Below are 16,102 nucleotides of genomic sequence, written 5' to 3'. Positions count from 1 at the left end.
ACGGCCCACTCACTACGCCGAGCGATCCGAATAATTAATCTCAGCAGTAGGCGATACTGTGCTTGTTGCCCTACGCAGTCGCCGTTTCGTTGCCATCGAATTGCGATTATCGATATTTCACTTCGCGCCGGTAATAGCACTTTGTATCAGATCGTCAGGAAAAACCGTTCATCGACCCGAAATGAATTTAATAGAACTAATGAAGTGCAACTGGCCTCGGACATAGTGAGGCGGCTGCATGGCAGTCGCTACTTTTCCAAGTACCATCAAGTAAGTGGAGATATCTCATGTCGAATGATAAGAACGGTAATCCGGGTAACTTTGCAAACGACCGCGAGAAAGCCTCCGAGGCAGGACAAAAGGGCGGGCACAACAGCGGCGGCAATTTTGCCAATGATCCGCAGCGCGCCTCCGAAGCGGGCCACAAGGGTGGCCAGAACAGCGGCGGCAACTTCGCCAACGATCCAGAACGCGCTTCCGAAGCGGGCCAGAAAGGCGGTCAGAATAGCGGTGGCAACTTTGCCAATGACCGTGAAAAGGCTTCCGAGGCAGGCAAGAAAGGCGGCCAGAACAGCCACGGCGGTGGTCGTAACTCCTAAGGCGTAGTGTATTAACAAGCGCCAGCGGTTACAGGCGGGACCTACGAAAGTAGGTCCCGCTTTTTTATGTCTGAAAAGTTGCTTTGTCTGGCGAGTGAATAGTGCAATCCATAAGTTTCTGCCGGCCATCTGCTTGCGGTCGCTTGATTCCGTTCAGGGTTCATTACGCCTGTGCCGTTTCGCATATATATATGCGGTGCTCCCCCAATAACCATTCAAGGCTCGTTCTGCGATTAGCCCGGCTTGGCATGAGAGTTTCGAACCTTCGCTGAACTCATCGGACCGGGCGGGGCCGAAACAGACAGATACAAACGACCTTGGAAGGACATGGCCCAGATTTTTCCCCGTTCGGCTGACATGTGGCTGCGTCTGGCCTTGCTCATTCTGTTTGGTGGAGTGGTCTGGCTGTTCGTTGCGCTCGTGATTCTGGATCGTTCGGATTACAACACCGGAAAAGGATGGGTGGTCCGTCAGCCGGTTCCCTTCAGCCACGAGCACCATGCCGGAGCCCTGAAAATCGATTGCCGGTACTGCCATGACAGCGTTGAAGTCAGCGCAGTGGCAGGTCTGCCCCCCACAGACACATGCATGACCTGTCACTCGCAGTTGTGGACAGGCGCCGAGATGCTTGCCCCGGTCCGCCAGAGTCTGGTCGACGATAAGCCCCTGCGTTGGAATCGGGTAGCCGAGGTGCCCGACTACGTCTATTTCCAGCACAACGTCCACGTCAACGCGGGCGTGGGCTGCGAGACCTGTCATGGCCAGGTCGACACCATGCCACTGATGTATCGCGCGGAAACCTTCACCATGAGCTGGTGCCTGGACTGTCACCAGGACCCGGCACCACGCCTGCGACCGCGCGATGCGGTCACCGAAATGGGCTGGACTACCGAGCACGATCGCCGCTCCGTGGGAGAGCAATTGATCAGGGAGCATCACATCGAGACCGACAACCTGACCCACTGTTACATCTGCCACAGGTAGCCCATGGATCGCACGCCGCTCGACTACGCCGCTATCCGCCAACGCCTCGAAGGTCAGCACGGGCCGCACTACTGGCGCTGTCTCGAGCAGCTGGCCGACGAACCGGCATTTGCGGCCTTCGTCGATGCCGAGTTTCCCGGCATCGCACCGGAGATGGACCGGCGCCGATTCCTGCAGTTGATGGGCGCGTCTATGGCTCTGGCCGGGCTTGCAGGCTGTGGCCAGGAACCGGAGAAGGGCGTGCCTTACGTGGTTCAGCCGGAGAAGGAAATTCCCGGCGAGGCGCGCTGGTACGCCACTGCGGTTCCGTTTGCCGGTTACGCACAGCCGGTGCTGGGGCGGACCCACGTCGGCCGGCCGACCAAGCTGGAGGGCAATCCCGACCATCCTGCCAGCCAGGGCGCTGCGACAGCCTTTACCCAGGCAGCGATACTCCAGCTGTACGATCCGGATCGCTCGCAGGCACCGAAACATCAGGGACACAGCAGTACCTGGAATGCATTTCAGCGCATCGCGGTAGAGCAGGCGAGCCGTGCCGATGCAGAGCAGGGTCGCGGGCTGCACGTGCTGATGGGCGCCAATAGCTCACCTACCTTGCAGAGGCAGCTGGCGGCGATGATCGAGCGTTGGCCAGAGGCGAGGCTTTACCGCTTCGAACCCTGGGAAGGCCAGGTCTACGCCGCCAGCGAGAGAGCGCTGGGTCGACCGCTGGAAAGCCACTACCGCTTCGAGCGCGCCGACTGGGTGGTGAGTTTCGAGCATGACTGGCTGGGTCCCGGGCCGCGTGAACTGCCGCAGGCGATTGCCTGGGGCGAGCGCAAGCGGCGGGCAGCGCGCGGCGAGGGCGAGGCGCGGCTGATCGTGGTCGAGTCGCTGAGCACCGTGACCGGCGCGAAGGCGGCCAATCGGCGCCGGGTCGAGCCTTCTCAGCTCAGGGCCTATATGCAAGCGCTAGTGGCTGCGCTCGGGGGTGACGCGGCGCCTAAGCTTGCGCTCGACGCTCAGCGATGGGTGGATGAGCTCGCTAACGGCCTGCAGGCCCGGCGCGGGCGTTGCCTGGTCACAGCGGGTGAGTTCGCGCCGCTGGACGTCCAGGCCGCGGCGCACTGGATAAACCTGCAGCTCGGCAATGTCGGCCAGACCCTGGCCTACACCGAGCCGGTAACCTGGCTCGAGGCCGGGGGCCAGACTCTGTCCGGTCTCGCCGATCTGGTCATGGCGATGCAGGACGGCGAGGTGCAAACGCTGCTGATGCTCGACTGCAACCCGGCGCACACCGCGCCCGGCGACCTCGCATTTACCGATGCCCTGAGCCGGGTTCCCCTGCGCATTCATGCCGGCCTCTATTACGACGAAACGGCGGCGCACAGCCATTGGCACCTGCCGCTGACCCACGCGCTGGATGGCTGGTGCGACAGCCGGGCCGCCGATGGCAGTGTCTGCCTGACTCAGCCACTGGTCCGACCCTTCTATAGCAGCCGCACTGCATCCGAAGTGCTGGCGCTTCTGCAGGGAGATATCTCACCTCAAGCACCGGCGCTGGTGCGCGATACCTGGTCAGAGCTGGGCGATTCTGAGTGGCGGCAGGCGCTTGAACTCGGCTTCATCCCCGGCACTGCATTCAGACCGATCGATGCCGGCGCCATTGCGCCCCGTTGGGATGATCGCGAAGTCGGAGAGGTCGGGTTGGCGGCGCTGTTCAGGCCAGACCCCTGCGTCTGGGACGGGCGTTTCGCCAACCTGGGCTGGCTCCAGGAGTTGCCCAAGCCGATCAGCAAGCTCACCTGGGACAACGTCATCGGACTTTCGCCGGCCTTGGCCGAGCGCGAGGGCATCGCCAGCGGCGACCGGCTGCGCGTCACGCTCGGCCGCGCCGTGGTCGAGGGGCCGGCCTGGATCATGCCGGGGCAGGCCGATGAGACCCTGAGTCTGTTCGGTGGCTATGGTCGGGAGCGTGCCGGCCGCGTTGGCGACGAGCTAGGCTACGACGTTTCGCCGCTGCGCACGGTCCAGCAGCCATGGATGCGTCACGGCGCGGTGCTGACGCGGCTGGAACGTCACGTCAAGCTGGCTTCCACCCAACCTCATCATGTCCTGCATGGCAAGGACCTGATCCGCAGCCATCCACGTGACGAAGCCTTCCGTGAAGTTCCACCCAAGCCCGAGCAGATCACGCTGTATCCGGCGCCAGAGCAGGGTGACACCGCCTGGGGGATGGTCATCGACCTGGACCAGTGCATCGGCTGCAACGCCTGTGTAGTGGCTTGTCAGGCCGAAAACAACATACCCGTTGTGGGCAAGGAACAGGTCGAGATGGGGCGCAACATGCACTGGTTGCGAGTCGATCACTACTACGGCGGTGACCCGAAGGAGCCGACGTCCGCTTTCCAGCCAGTGCCCTGCATGCATTGCGATCAGGCGCCGTGCGAGGTTGGCTGCCCGGTCAATGCCACTGTTCACGGCCCGGACGGTTTGAACGAGCAGATCTACAACCGCTGCATCGGCACACGCACCTGCTCCTCCTACTGTCCGTACAAGGTACGTCGCTTCAACTGGTTCGATCTCACCCAGGACGATCCGCCCTCGATCCAGCATCAACGCAACCCCAACGTCACGGTGCGCTCGCGTGGTGTCATGGAAAAATGCACCTACTGCGTGCAGCGGATCAGCGAGGCGCGCATCACCGCTCGCATCGAGAACCGCGACATCGCCGACGGTGAGGTGAAAACCGCCTGCCAGCAGACCTGCCCAACCCAGGCGATCGTCTTTGGCAATCTTCAGGACCCGGATGCCAGGGTCAATCGCGAGCGGCACACCAAGCGCCACTATGCCTTGCTCGAAGAGCTCAATACCCGGCCGAAGACCACCTACCTGGGTCTGGTAGAGGAGCCAGCAGCACTGCCGGGCGACGCCGAGCCCCTCAATCTGCAGTCGGCCAAGGGGGAGCGCGATGTCTGACACGCCTCATTTCCTCCCGCGCGAGATGCCGCTTGGTGTGGTGTCGGAGCGGGTCCTGGACCTGCCCACCGATTTCAACCGCCATCGTCGGGCCTGGTGGATGTTGTTCATCGTCAGCTGCCTGCTGCTCGGCGTGTTCATGGCCTCGGCAGCCGTTGTCCTGTGGAAGGGCGTCGGCGTGTGGGGCAATAACATCCCGGTGAACTGGGGGTTCGCCATTCTCAACTACATGTGGTGGCTCGGGATCGGCCATGCCGGCACCTTCATCTCGGCCCTGTTGCTATTGCTCAACCGTCCCTGGCGTAACTCGCTGAACCGACTCGCCGAACTGATGACGCTGATGGCCGTGGTCTGCGCGGGCATCTATCCGGTCCTGCACCTCGGACGGCCCTGGCTGTTCTACTGGACGGCGCCTTACCCAAACACCATGGAGCTGTGGCCGCAGTTCAAGAGCCCCACCGCCTGGGATTTCTTCGCCGTGCTGGGCTACCTCGGCGTGTCGCTGCTGTTTCTCTACGTGGGTTCCATTCCCGATTTCGCCTCGGCGCGTGACCGCGCCGCCAAGCGCCATTACCAATTCTTCTACGGGCTGCTCGCCCTGGGCTGGCGGGGCGCCGCTTCGCACTGGAGCCACTGGCGGCGAGTCTCCCGTTTCATTGCGTTGCTGGCTGTGCCGCTGGTGTTCGCCGTGTCCAGCGGCTACTCGTTCCTGCTCGATCTGTCAGTCGAAACCGGCTGGCACTCCACGGTATTCCCGCCTTATTTCGTGGCCGGTGCGGTGTTTTCCGGGTTCGCCATGGTGATCGTCATTGCGCTCGGCTTGCGGCGATTCTTTGGCTGGCACGACCTGATCACCGATCGGCACCTGGACAAGCTCGGGTTGCTCTTGCTGGCAACCGCCTTGATGACCAGCTATGGCTATTTCGCCGAACCCTTCATTGCCTTCTACTCGGGCAAGGAGCACGAAATCCTGGTGACCATGAACCGCATTGCGGGGCCGACCGCCTGGAGCTTCTGGGCCGCAATTTTCTTCAACCTGCTGGTAACCCAGGCGCTCTGGTGGCCGGCAGTGCGGCGCAATGGCCGGGCCATGCTGTTCATCGCCCTGGGTGTGCTGGTGGGCATGTGGTGCGAGCGTTACATGCTGATCATCCAGCCGCCGACGCGGGACTTTCTGGTGTCCAGCTGGCAGCCCTATAGCCCGTCGTTCTGGGACTGGTCACTGTTCATCGGCACCTTCGGCCTGTTCATGGTGCCGTTTTCACTGTTCATGCGCTTCCTGCCGATGATCTCGACGTTCGAACTCAAGGAAGTGCTGCATCGCTACCGTGGAGGTTCCGATGAGTGAGCGCCATTACGGCCTGCTGGCCGATTTCGCTCATCCTGATGCGTTGCTCGACGCGGCGCGAGAGGCCCGGGCGGCGGGCTATCGGCGGCTTGAGGCCTACAGCCCGTTCCCGGTGGAGGGCATCGAGGACGTGCTGGAGCACACCAGCAATCGCGCCTACTGGATCGGCATCCTCGGTGCATTGGTAGGCATCGTTGCCGGTCTGGGCATGCAGATCTACGCCAACCTCAGCTATCCGCTGGAAATCGGCGGAAGGCCGCTGATCGCGTTGCAGAGCTTCAGCATCGTGACCTTTCTGCTAATGGTCAGCTTCGCGACGCTGTTCGCCGTTTTTGGCCTGCTCCTGCTGTGTCGCTTGCCCCTGCTGTGGCACCCCCTGCATGAAACGAGCGCGTTCGACCGCGCCACCGACGACCGTTTCCTGCTCTGCATTCGCGCCGATGACCCGCTGTTCGATCGCACCGGCACGGCGGTATGGCTGGCCGAGCGTGCGGTGTCGGTCAGCGAGGTACCGGCATGATGCGCTGGCTGCTGCCGATCGGCCTGTTGCTCGGCCTTGCCGGCTGTGACGACATGGCCCAGCAGCCGCGTGCCGATGCGCAGGAGGCGAGCAAGTTCTTCCCGGACGGGAAGGTCAACCAGAGACCGCCAGCGGGTACGGTGGCCCGCGGCGACCTCGCGTGGGAGGCGGTCCTGGCCGAGCGACCCGCGCTGACCACAAGCCTCATGCAGCGTGGCCGTGAGCGATTCGATATCTATTGCGTGCCATGCCACGGCGTGGCGGGCGACGGCAACGGGACGGTGGTCAATCGCGGCTTTCCGAAGCCTCCCGATCTCTCAATACCCCGGCTGGTTACCGCACCTGACCGGCACATCATGAACGTCATCGCCCATGGCTACGGCCAGATGTACAGCTATGCCGCACGCGTGCTACCGGCCGACCGCTGGGCCATCGTTGCCTATATCCGCGCCCTGCAGTTCAGCCGTCGTGCCGAGGTTGCCGATCTGCCAGAGATCGACCGCAACACGCTGGAGCGCCTGCCATGAAGATGCATAGAGCGGCACTGGCCAGCGCTGGCCTTGGCGCCCTCGGACTATTGGCGTGCCTGCTGTTTGCCAGCCGTGAGGCGGTCGCGGCGAGCCTGGCCAGCCTGCTGGGGCTGGCCGGGATTCCCCTCGGCGGCCTGTGCCTGGGTCTCGGCGTGGCGCTGGTCAGCGGCAACGCACGAGACCAGTTGTGGCCATGGGCAGTGTTCAGTGCACGCGCCTTGCCGATGCTGGCATTGATCGCGCTGCCGGTGCTCGCCGGAGCCGGTGTGCTGTATGAGTGGATCGGCCATGAAGAAGGCGGCTTTCGTGGCTTCTGGCTCGACTGGCCAAACTTTGCCATACGCGGCGTGCTGTACCTGACGATCTGGTGGGCCCTGGCCGTGTGGGTGTTGCCGGCCAGCATCCGGCGGCCCGCAGCGGCAGGCTTGGGCTTGATCGCCGTGGTACTGACGACCTCGCTGGCGGCGTTCGACTGGGCCATGTCGCTGGACCCGCACTTCAAGTCGAGCCTGTTCGGCATGGTCTGGTTTGGCCGGCTGATGCTCAGCGGTGTCGCCTTCTGCTGCCTGCTGGCAGCGGCGCGCAGGAGCGATCGGCCGGGCGTGCTGCGCGGCATGCTCGCGGCCGCCGTGCTGGCCTGGCTGTACCTTCACTCCATGCAGTACCTGGTGATCTGGTACGGCAACCTGCCCGAGGAGATTCGCTGGTACCAGCACCGCGCCGAGGGTGGCTGGCTGTGGCTGACCTGGGTGCTGGGCGCCGGTCAGTCGCTGGTCTTCCTGCTATTGCTCTGGCCGGCCAGCCAGCACCGTACTTCATTGATAGCGCTGGCGGCGTCGACGCTGGCGCTGGGCCTCGCCGAAGGCGTCTGGCTGAGCCTGCCGGGCTTGAGTGCAATACAGCCGATGCTGCTGGCGTTGGCGCTGATCAGTGCCTGGCTGGCCGGGATCGGCCTGTTAGCCCTAGCCTTGTTGTCGAGGAGAACGACATGAGTGTGCCGGTAGATCCGGTTTCCAAGGAAGACGGTTTCGAGCATCAGGACGCCAACGTCAAGGTGCTCTTGATAATCGGCTTCGGCATCTTCGCAACCTTGCTGGTGGCCGGTATCGGTGTGGCTGGCCTGCTGTGGTGGTATGACCTGAAGCCAGACAAGCCGGTTACCGCGCTGGAGAGAAGGGTGGAGAAGCCACCTCAACCGCGCCTGGAAAGCGACCCGCGGGCGGGGGGGAACGAGGTCCTGGCGGCAGGACGCGAACTGATCGAACACTACGGCTGGGTGGATCGCGATGCCGGACTGGCACGGATACCGGTCGATCGCGGCATCCTGTTGCTGGCCGAACGCGGCTGGCCGTCGCGCGCAGAACCCGAACCGGGCCAGACGACGCCACGCGAGCAGCAGGCCAGTGGGAGGACGCGTCCGTGAAGACTGCGGCCACGCTGAAGATGCGTTGGAAATGTGCCGGGCTCTGCCAATGGTCCGGCCATGTTCTGCGTCGGTTGATGCGTCTTGTTGGCGCGTCGCTACTGCCCAGGCTGGTCCTGCTTTCGGTAGTGGTTGCACCCGCGTGGGCCGATGCGCCCTTCGATCCCTTCGCCGCCGCCGGGATCGAACAGAAACCCGGCGCCCAGGTGCCGCTGGAGTTGCGCTTCGCCGAAGTGAACGGCAACCACATTACCCTCGGTGAGCTGTTTGGCCAGCGCCCGGTCATTCTCGCGCCGGTCTACTACCGCTGCCCGAACGTCTGCGGCGCCCAGCTGGCCAGCCTCTTCAACCTCCTCTCGGCGTTGTCCTTCGAACTCGGCAAGGACTACGAGGTGATCGCCTTCAGCATCGATCCGCGCGAGACGCCGCAAGATGCCGAGGCCGAACGCGCCAAGCTGCGCGAACGCTGGCCGCAGCTGGTGGATTCGCCCCACGTGCATTTTCTCAGCGAGGTAGCGCCGGCCACCCGACCGGAGCCGAACCCGGCGCACCCCGCCGCTGGAAACATGCTGGCCGAAGCGGTGGGGTTCCGATCCAGCTGGGACCCTGAGATCGGCGAGTTCGCCCATGCCTCTGCGATCGCCACGCTCAGCCCGGACGGCAAACTGGTGCGCTGGCTGTATGGCCTTGGTTATCAGCCCGATGACATGCGTCTGGCGCTGACCGATGCCGGCGAAGGTCGCGTCGGTTCGCTGGGCGATCAGCTCTTGTTGCTCTGTTACCACTACAACCCGCGCACGGGGGGCTATGACAACCTGGTGATTGGCGCCCTGCAGGTAGGAGGCATCGGCACTACCCTGGTATTGGGCGGCTTCATCGGCGTCACGCTCTGGCGTGAACGACGCAAGCGCGAGGGCACCCCATGAACGAGGAGTTCATCCGCTTCTGGCCACAGACCGCGTCGAGCTATGCCAGTAGCGTGGACTGGCTGGTCTTCTCCTTCACCGGGATGATGATGTTCTTCGTGGTGCCTGTGTTCGTGCTGCTGGTGCTGTTCTCGTTTCGCTATCGCAAGGGCACCAAGGTGCCACGCGATCACCGCCCACGGGGCAGCATGAAGGTCGAAATGACCTGGATCGCGCTGCCCTTCGTTGGCGCCATGGTCATCTACCTGATATCCGCCAGGCTCTACTACGAGGTGCGCACGCCACCGCCGGATGCCATGGAAATCCAGGTGGTCGGCAAGCAATGGATGTGGAAATTCCAGCATCCAGGCGGCCAACGGGAAATCAATACGCTGCATGTGCCGGTCGACCAGCCGATCAAGCTCAACATGATTTCCCAGGACGTCATACACAGCCTGTATTTCCCGGCGTTGCGGGTAAAGCAGGACCTGTTGCCCGGGCGTTACACCCAGCTGTGGTTCAAGGCCACCAAGACCGGGCGGTTCCAGGCCTATTGCGCCGAATACTGCGGCACCGACCATTCGCGCATGCTGGCGGACCTGGTGATTCTGCCTGCTCAGGAATACGCCGCCTGGCTGGAGCAGGCCGGCACATCCGAAAGCCTTGCCGACCAGGGCGGGGCCTTGTTCCGTCAGTTCGGTTGCAGCGGTTGTCATGGCCAAGCCAACGTCGCGCACGCTCCGAATCTCGCGGGGCTCTACGGTCGCCGCGTGGCGCTGCAGAACGGTGGCTCAGTGGTCGCCGACGACGGCTATATCCGCGACAGCATCCTGCTACCGAACAAGCATGTGGTGGCTGGCTTCGAACCCATCATGCCCAGTTTCGACAACGTGCTGGATGAGGAAGCGGTGCTGCGCCTGACCGCCTATATCAAGTCCCTCGGACATACCGGCGAAGGAGGGCAGGATGACCCCGACCAACCCTGAATCAGGCCTGCCAAGGCACAGGAGTGAGACCCGTTGAGCCAGAAGAACCCCGCCGCGAATCAGCGGCCCAGCTACCTTGCCGACGAGCATGGCCTGCGCACCTGGTTCATGACCACCGACCACAAGCGCATCGGCATCATGTACCTGATCGCCGTGACCGCCTTCTTTTTTCTCGGTGGGCTGGCGGCCAGTGCGATCCGCATCGAGCTGATCACCCCGGACGGCGATCTGCTGACCGCCGATGGCTACAACCGCGCCTTCACCCTGCACGGCGTCGTGATGGTCTGGTTCTTTCTGATCCCTTCGATTCCCGCGGTATTCGGCAACTTCCTCATTCCGATCATGATCGGTGCGAAGGACATGGCCTTTCCCAAGCTGAACCTGTTCAGCTGGTACCTGCTGGTCGGCGGCGGGGCGTTCACCATCTTCGCCTTGCTGGCTGGCGGCGTGGATACCGGTTGGACCTTCTACACGCCGCTTTCGACCATGTTCACCAACGGCCATGTGGTGGCGGTGATCCTAGGAGTGTTCATCACCGGTTTCTCGTCGATCCTCACGGGGCTGAACATCATCGTCACCATTCATACCCTGCGCGCACCGGGGATGACCTGGTTTCGCATGCCGCTGTTCTGCTGGTCGCTGTACGCCACCTCGGTGATTCTGGTGCTGGCAACACCGGTGCTGGCGATCACGCTGATCCTGGTGGCCGCCGAACACCTGTTCCACATCGGTGTGTTCGACCCGGCCCTGGGCGGCGACCCGCTGCTGTTCCAGCATCTGTTCTGGTTCTACAGCCATCCGGCGGTGTACATCATGATCCTGCCGGCCATGGGCGTGATGAGCGAGCTGGTGACGGCGGCGGCGCACAAGCGCATCTTCGGCTACAACTTCGTCGCCTATTCCAGCCTGGCGATCGCAGTGATCGGCTTCATGGTCTGGGGACATCACATGTTCGTTGCCGGCCAGTCCATGTACGCGAGCATGGTGTTTTCGCTGCTCAGCTTCCTGGTGGCCATCCCGTCGGCGATCAAGGTCTACAACTGGACCGCGACCCTCTACAAAAGCAACCTCACCATCAACGCTCCCTTTCTCTACGCGGTGACCTTCATCGGACTGTTCGTCGTGGGAGGCGTGACCGGCCTGTTCCTGGCGCTGCTGGCCGCAGACGTGCACGTTCATGACACCTACTTCGTGGTCGCGCACTTCCACTACATCATGGTCGGCGCGGCGGTGGCGGGCTTCTTCGGCGCCCTGCATTTCTGGTGGCCGAAGATGACCGGCCGGATGTATTCGCAGCTGTGGGGCAAGATCGCGGCGGTGATGATCTTCCTCGGCTTCAACCTGACCTTCTTCCCGCAATTTCTGCTGGGTTATCTCGGCATGCCGCGTCGGTATCACAGCTACGGCGAGGACTTCCAGTTTCTCCATGTGCTGTCCTCGGCTGGCGCGGCGATCTTGGCGGTGGCCTATATCCTGCCGTTCTTCTACCTGCTCTGGTCGCTGCGCTACGGGCCGATCGCCGACGACGATCCCTGGGACGCGGCCGGGCTGGAGTGGCGCACCTCGTCGCCGCCGCCCACGCACAACTTCACCGAAACCCCGATTGTCGATTTCGAAGCCTATGAATATCCGCCCGAGGCAACCCATGGGCGTTCGTAAGGACTACCTCGCCGAGCATTTCCAGACGGCGTCGCAGCAACGCGAGGCGACTTACCTGGGCATGTGGCTGTTCCTTGCCACGGAAATCATGATGTTCGGCGCCTTGTTTCTGGTGATCGGCTATTACCGCCTGCATTACCCGCAGCCTGTCGCCGAGGCGGTGCATCACCTGCATTTCGTGCTGGCTGGCTTCAACAGTGCGCTGCTGCTGACCGGCAGCCTGTGCATGAGCCTGGTGGTCAAGGCCTCGCGGCAGCACTACCACCGGCACGTGCAGCTGTGGCTGGTATTGGCGGCGCTGCTGGGGCTTGGCTTTCTCGGCCTCAAGGGCTTCGAGTATGCCTGGGAATACCGGGAAGGCTTGCTACCGGGCTCGCCCAACGAATCGCCGCTGACAAACCCCGGGTCGCGGCTGTACATGGTGATCTACCTGTTCTCCACCGCGCTTCACGCCCTGCATGTGTCGATCGCCGTGGTGCTGGCACTGGGCATGGCGGTGCGCATCCATCTGGGGCATATGAAACTGCCCGAGCGGGCCATTACGCTGGAAATGGTCGGCCTCTACTGGCATCTGGTGGACGTCATCTGGATCCTGCTTTACCCCGCTCTCTATCTGATCGGGAGGCCTGCATGAGCCTGCGAAACCTCTTGCTCACCTACCTGGGCCTGCTTGCCCTGTTGACTGCTAACGTCTCGCTGACTCTGTGGTTCCCGGTCTGGTCCGACTGGGCCTTGCTCGGTGCGGCGGGGCAGGCGGCCCTGGTGTTGTTCGGCTTTATGCAGTTGGGCCAGCACTCGGCGCTGGTGCGTTTCTTCGCGCTGGGTGCGGGGTTCTGGCTGCTGCTGCTGTTTACCTTGACACTCGTCGACCTGCTGACGCGTGAAGCGGGGTTCTGACCTGAATCGCAGCAAAACGGCAGGCGGCTCCCGCCTTTTTTTGAAGAATCATCCCGGCAGGCCACGGTCCCAATCATGAGCGTCATGGCGACCAGGTCCGGTCAGGCCGGAGCGCCGGCGCTCTCCCACCCGCAACGAGGAGGACGAAATGGCCGACCACAACGAGCATGAGCATGATTGTCTCGAGCAAGTGATAGATGGCGTGGTTGAGCTGGGCGACGACCAGTCAAAGGTGTCGGTCGGCGACATCCAGCGAAAGATCGGGCAGCGCAGCTTCGGTCCTTTTCTGTTCGTTCCGGCCATCATCGAGATCAGCCCGGTCGGCGGTATCCCCGGCGTGCCGACCATGCTGGCGCTGATCGTCGCGCTCTTTGCACTGCAGATGCTGTTTGGTCGCGATCACTTCTGGATACCGGGATTCCTTGCCCATCGTTCGGTCAGCGGCAAGAAGCTCGAGAAAGGCCTGAACAAGATACGGCCCGCTGTGCGCTGGTTGGACAAGATCAGCCGCAGTCGTCTGCCCTGGGCTACCAGCAGCAGCTTCCTGCGGGTCATAGCCGTGCTTTGCGTGGTGCTGGCGACGTCCGTGCCTCCGCTGGAACTCTTGCCCTTCGCCAGTACCGCGCCGTTCTCGGCCATCTGCCTGTTTGGTTTGGGCATTACCACGCGAGACGGGGCCGCTATCGTGCTGGGGCTGATTGTCGCCGTCGGCGCCTTCGTCCTGGCGGGGATGGGTCTGATCGGCTGAGTGGCTCCGTTGTGCCCTAGTCCGGTTGCTTATCGAGGTGAGCGCTGCACCGCGGTATGGAGCCGGGATGCCTGGCATACAGCCGAGAAAGCGGCGCCGCGGAAACGCCATGGATCATGATCGAGGCGAAGATCAGAGCGCTCGCCGCATGCCAGTAGAGCGGATCGTGCAGATGGCTATGAGCAAGCGCTGAATAGTAGATCGCGGCGATCCCCAGCGGGCCGAACCAGCCGAGGTAGAGCGAATCCCGGTGGTTGAGCCTGGGCCGCCATGCCTTGGACAGCAGCATCACCACCGGCGGCCGCCTCAGCAGCAGTATCAGGACTGCCAGCGCCACAAGGGGCCAACCCAGGCTCGCCCAATGGGCTAACGGCAGGGCAATGCCGAAGATGACGAACATCGGCAGGGTGAACAGCTTTGCCACTGCTTCCTGAATATTTTCTTCCTCATGTTCCTCGCGCTTGTCGCTGCACAGATTGAATGCCAGCCCGGCGGCGAACACAGCCAGCACTCCATCGGTGTGCAACAGTTTGGCGAGGCCGAGGGTGAGCAGCGAAAACGCCACGGTGTAGCCCAGCAAGGAGGTGCTGGCGACCAGCTTGTGGCGTTCGGAAAGGGCCAGCAGCTTCGCTGCTGCAAAACCTACCAGTGCACCCATGAGCGCCGCGCCGCCAATCCCGATAAGTACCGATTCGACCAGCCACCTTGACAGTGCTTCATCTGGCAAGTGGCTGAGCATCAGGATCGGCAACATGACGAAGGCATAGGCTAGTCCGTCATTTGCACCGGACTCCGCCGAGAGGGTATCGCGTAGCCGCAGGGGCAGGTGTCTCTTGGCGAAGTTGCCGGTAACGATAGAGCTGGCGACCACCGGGTCGGTTGGCGTGACCACGGCGCCCAACAGCAGCGCCGCCCACAGGGACAAGCCCAACAGCCAGCCGGCCAGCAGCGAAGACACCAGCCACATGCCTAGCATGGCCAGGGTCAACAATAGCGCTACGGGCTTGAGCATGGCTTTCAGCGCAGCGCGTTCCAGGCGCAGGGCAACGCCCATCAGCCCGATTGCCAGTGTCAGTCGAGCGGCCTGCTCCAGGATGACGTAGCTGTCACCCCATCGAGCTAGATCCAGCCAACCCAGGCCGTAGGGGCCGACCGCCAGGCCGATCAACACTGCGATCGCCGGTTCCGAGACCGGATTGCGCTTGATAAGGGCTGACAGCAGGGCGACACAGAGGGCAACGCCGCCCATGATGGCAAGTGCAATGTTGAGCTGGGTCATGAAGGCTCCGAAATTCGCCGTACCCCTACTGCGAGCGGTGGCATTCCTGAACGTTCCCCCTCATCTTGCCCTTGCTACTTCCCCGCGCGCTTCATGCAGGCCAGGTGACGATCATTGACTCGGTTGGCGAACCAGGCGGTGGTCAGGTTGCGGGTGATCTTCGGGCTTTCCAGACGGATTCCCGGCAGCACCGCACGTGGTAGCGGCTTGCCGGCTCGCTTTTCGGCCAACTCGAAGACGCGCTCGTACAGGCGTGTCTTCTCGAAACCATGGGTATCACCGCGTTCAAGCGCGTTGCGAATGGCGGTTTCGTCCAGGTCCAGCCTTGTCGCCAATGAGCGGACTGCGCGTTCGGTCTGGCCGGCCTTGCTGCTGCCATGAATGATCAGGTCGCCATCGAGGGCCAGCTTCGTGCCGCTGGCCCTGGCCACTGCGTTCTGAAACGCCGCGTTGCGGCTGGCGTACCAGCCGGCGTTGAAATCGGCAAAACGGTACAGCGGCTGGGTGTAGCTGGCCGGATAGTCGAGCAGGTGGGCAATGCCGAAATACATGCCGCCGCGCCGGGTAAACACCTCGTCGCGGATCGAGCCCTTGCGCTCGTACGGGTAGTCCCAGCGCCGATCCTCGGCAAAGGCGATGCTGACCTGCATCGGGCCGCCTGTCTTGACCGGGTTAAGCGTGCCGAACAGCTGTTTGCCGAGCGGCATGATGCCGAGAAAGTCGTCGAAGATCGCGCTCAGCTGTTCCTCGGTGCGGACTGCGGCGAGCCGTTGGCTATAGGTTTTGCCGTTGGGTGATTTGACGTCCAGCGCCGCATCCACCACGAAGCGCGGGACGTGCAGTCGCGATGCGCGGCGATAGATCTCTTCGCGGGCGATTTTCGCCAGGCCGGGCACCGGTGGTGTCGCTTGAAAAGTGGATTCCTGCACGGTCACGGCAAGAACTGAGCAGATGTTTTCGCTGTTCGGCGGGATATCCAGCGCATCGAAGGCCATATAGATGTCGCTGGCCCAACCCTGGCGATCCGGAATGTTGCCGGGTATCAGCCGGACGATCTTTGCTTTGACCTCGTCCGGCCGTGGTGCCGGTGTTTCCGGTTGCTGGGTGCCGCAGCCGGCCAGGCCCAGCAGCAGGGCCGCGGCGATGCCTCCAGCGAGTCGGCGAGCCCCGCCTTGCGCGGCAGCGGGGGTTTCGTCAGAGCGACGGCGTATCGGAGTGTAAAAAGTCATGCGGTCCCGAATGAGAAGAGCAATTAAGGTTCGGACA

The 16,102-nt window shown here is 62.9% G+C and carries 16 protein-coding genes; 14 read left to right on the top strand and 2 right to left on the bottom strand.

Annotated features, from left to right (window positions below):
• The first annotated feature begins 287 nt into the window (after positions 1 to 287).
• From AC4LFW_RS09365 to AC4LFW_RS09300, 14 genes are all read left to right on the top strand, one after another.
• Positions 288 to 599 carry a con-10 family general stress protein gene (locus AC4LFW_RS09365; protein WP_491818809.1) on the top strand — a complete coding sequence of 104 codons (312 nt, stop codon included), beginning with the start codon at positions 288 to 290 and terminating at the stop codon, positions 597 to 599.
• Between the two features lie 327 nt (positions 600 to 926).
• Entirely contained in the window at positions 927 to 1,583 is a 657-nt protein-coding gene (locus AC4LFW_RS09360) for a cytochrome c3 family protein (RefSeq protein WP_491818808.1), read from the top strand.
• A gap of 3 nt (positions 1,584 to 1,586) precedes the next feature.
• Entirely contained in the window at positions 1,587 to 4,541 is a 2,955-nt protein-coding gene (locus AC4LFW_RS09355) for a TAT-variant-translocated molybdopterin oxidoreductase (protein ID WP_491818807.1), read from the top strand.
• The gene (gene nrfD / locus AC4LFW_RS09350; RefSeq protein ID WP_491818806.1) at positions 4,534 to 5,889 is read left to right on the top strand and encodes an NrfD/PsrC family molybdoenzyme membrane anchor subunit; all 1,356 of its coding nucleotides are present in this window, start codon (positions 4,534 to 4,536) and stop codon (positions 5,887 to 5,889) included. The genes AC4LFW_RS09355 and nrfD overlap by 8 nt, the downstream gene beginning before the upstream one ends.
• Positions 5,882 to 6,409 (top strand): DUF3341 domain-containing protein, encoded by a 528-nt coding sequence (locus AC4LFW_RS09345; protein WP_491818805.1) that lies wholly within the window; start codon positions 5,882 to 5,884, stop codon positions 6,407 to 6,409. The genes nrfD and AC4LFW_RS09345 overlap by 8 nt, the downstream gene beginning before the upstream one ends.
• Positions 6,406 to 6,936, top strand: coding sequence for a c-type cytochrome (locus tag AC4LFW_RS09340; RefSeq protein WP_491818804.1), 531 nt, complete (start codon positions 6,406 to 6,408; stop codon positions 6,934 to 6,936). The genes AC4LFW_RS09345 and AC4LFW_RS09340 overlap by 4 nt, the downstream gene beginning before the upstream one ends.
• A complete protein-coding gene (locus AC4LFW_RS09335; protein WP_491818803.1) occupies positions 6,933 to 7,931 on the top strand; it encodes a hypothetical protein in 999 nt (332 codons plus the stop codon). Before AC4LFW_RS09340 ends, AC4LFW_RS09335 begins: the two co-directional genes overlap by 4 nt.
• On the top strand, positions 7,928 to 8,362 hold the full coding sequence (locus AC4LFW_RS09330) for a hypothetical protein (RefSeq protein WP_491818802.1): 435 nt from the start codon (positions 7,928 to 7,930) through the stop codon (positions 8,360 to 8,362). Before AC4LFW_RS09335 ends, AC4LFW_RS09330 begins: the two co-directional genes overlap by 4 nt.
• The gene (locus tag AC4LFW_RS09325; RefSeq protein WP_491818801.1) at positions 8,359 to 9,288 is read left to right on the top strand and encodes an SCO family protein; all 930 of its coding nucleotides are present in this window, start codon (positions 8,359 to 8,361) and stop codon (positions 9,286 to 9,288) included. Before AC4LFW_RS09330 ends, AC4LFW_RS09325 begins: the two co-directional genes overlap by 4 nt.
• Positions 9,285 to 10,253 (top strand): cytochrome c oxidase subunit II, encoded by a 969-nt coding sequence (gene coxB, locus AC4LFW_RS09320; protein ID WP_491818800.1) that lies wholly within the window; start codon positions 9,285 to 9,287, stop codon positions 10,251 to 10,253. Before AC4LFW_RS09325 ends, coxB begins: the two co-directional genes overlap by 4 nt.
• A gap of 33 nt (positions 10,254 to 10,286) precedes the next feature.
• Positions 10,287 to 11,912 carry a cytochrome c oxidase subunit I gene (locus tag AC4LFW_RS09315; RefSeq protein WP_491818799.1) on the top strand — a complete coding sequence of 542 codons (1,626 nt, stop codon included), beginning with the start codon at positions 10,287 to 10,289 and terminating at the stop codon, positions 11,910 to 11,912.
• Entirely contained in the window at positions 11,899 to 12,546 is a 648-nt protein-coding gene (locus AC4LFW_RS09310; RefSeq protein ID WP_491818798.1) for a cytochrome c oxidase subunit 3, read from the top strand. The genes AC4LFW_RS09315 and AC4LFW_RS09310 overlap by 14 nt, the downstream gene beginning before the upstream one ends.
• The gene (locus tag AC4LFW_RS09305) at positions 12,543 to 12,809 is read left to right on the top strand and encodes a hypothetical protein (protein ID WP_491818797.1); all 267 of its coding nucleotides are present in this window, start codon (positions 12,543 to 12,545) and stop codon (positions 12,807 to 12,809) included. The genes AC4LFW_RS09310 and AC4LFW_RS09305 overlap by 4 nt, the downstream gene beginning before the upstream one ends.
• 148 nt (positions 12,810 to 12,957) lie before the next feature.
• Entirely contained in the window at positions 12,958 to 13,557 is a 600-nt protein-coding gene (locus AC4LFW_RS09300; RefSeq protein WP_491818796.1) for an exopolysaccharide biosynthesis protein, read from the top strand.
• A gap of 16 nt (positions 13,558 to 13,573) precedes the next feature.
• On the opposite strand, the gene AC4LFW_RS09295 is transcribed toward AC4LFW_RS09300, so the two are convergent.
• Together AC4LFW_RS09295 and AC4LFW_RS09290 are read right to left on the bottom strand one after the other, a co-directional pair.
• Positions 13,574 to 14,836 carry a cation:proton antiporter domain-containing protein gene (locus AC4LFW_RS09295; RefSeq protein ID WP_491818795.1) on the bottom strand — a complete coding sequence of 421 codons (1,263 nt, stop codon included), beginning with the start codon at positions 14,834 to 14,836 and terminating at the stop codon, positions 13,574 to 13,576.
• 74 nt (positions 14,837 to 14,910) lie between these two features.
• Positions 14,911 to 16,065, bottom strand: coding sequence for a DUF1615 domain-containing protein (locus AC4LFW_RS09290; protein ID WP_491818794.1), 1,155 nt, complete (start codon positions 16,063 to 16,065; stop codon positions 14,911 to 14,913).
• Positions 16,066 to 16,102 lie beyond the last annotated feature (37 nt).

The organism is Stutzerimonas sp. C6.4V (assembly GCF_058536345.1).
The sequence above is the reverse complement of the archived record's forward strand: the minus strand, read 5'-3'. Positions and strand labels throughout refer to the sequence as shown.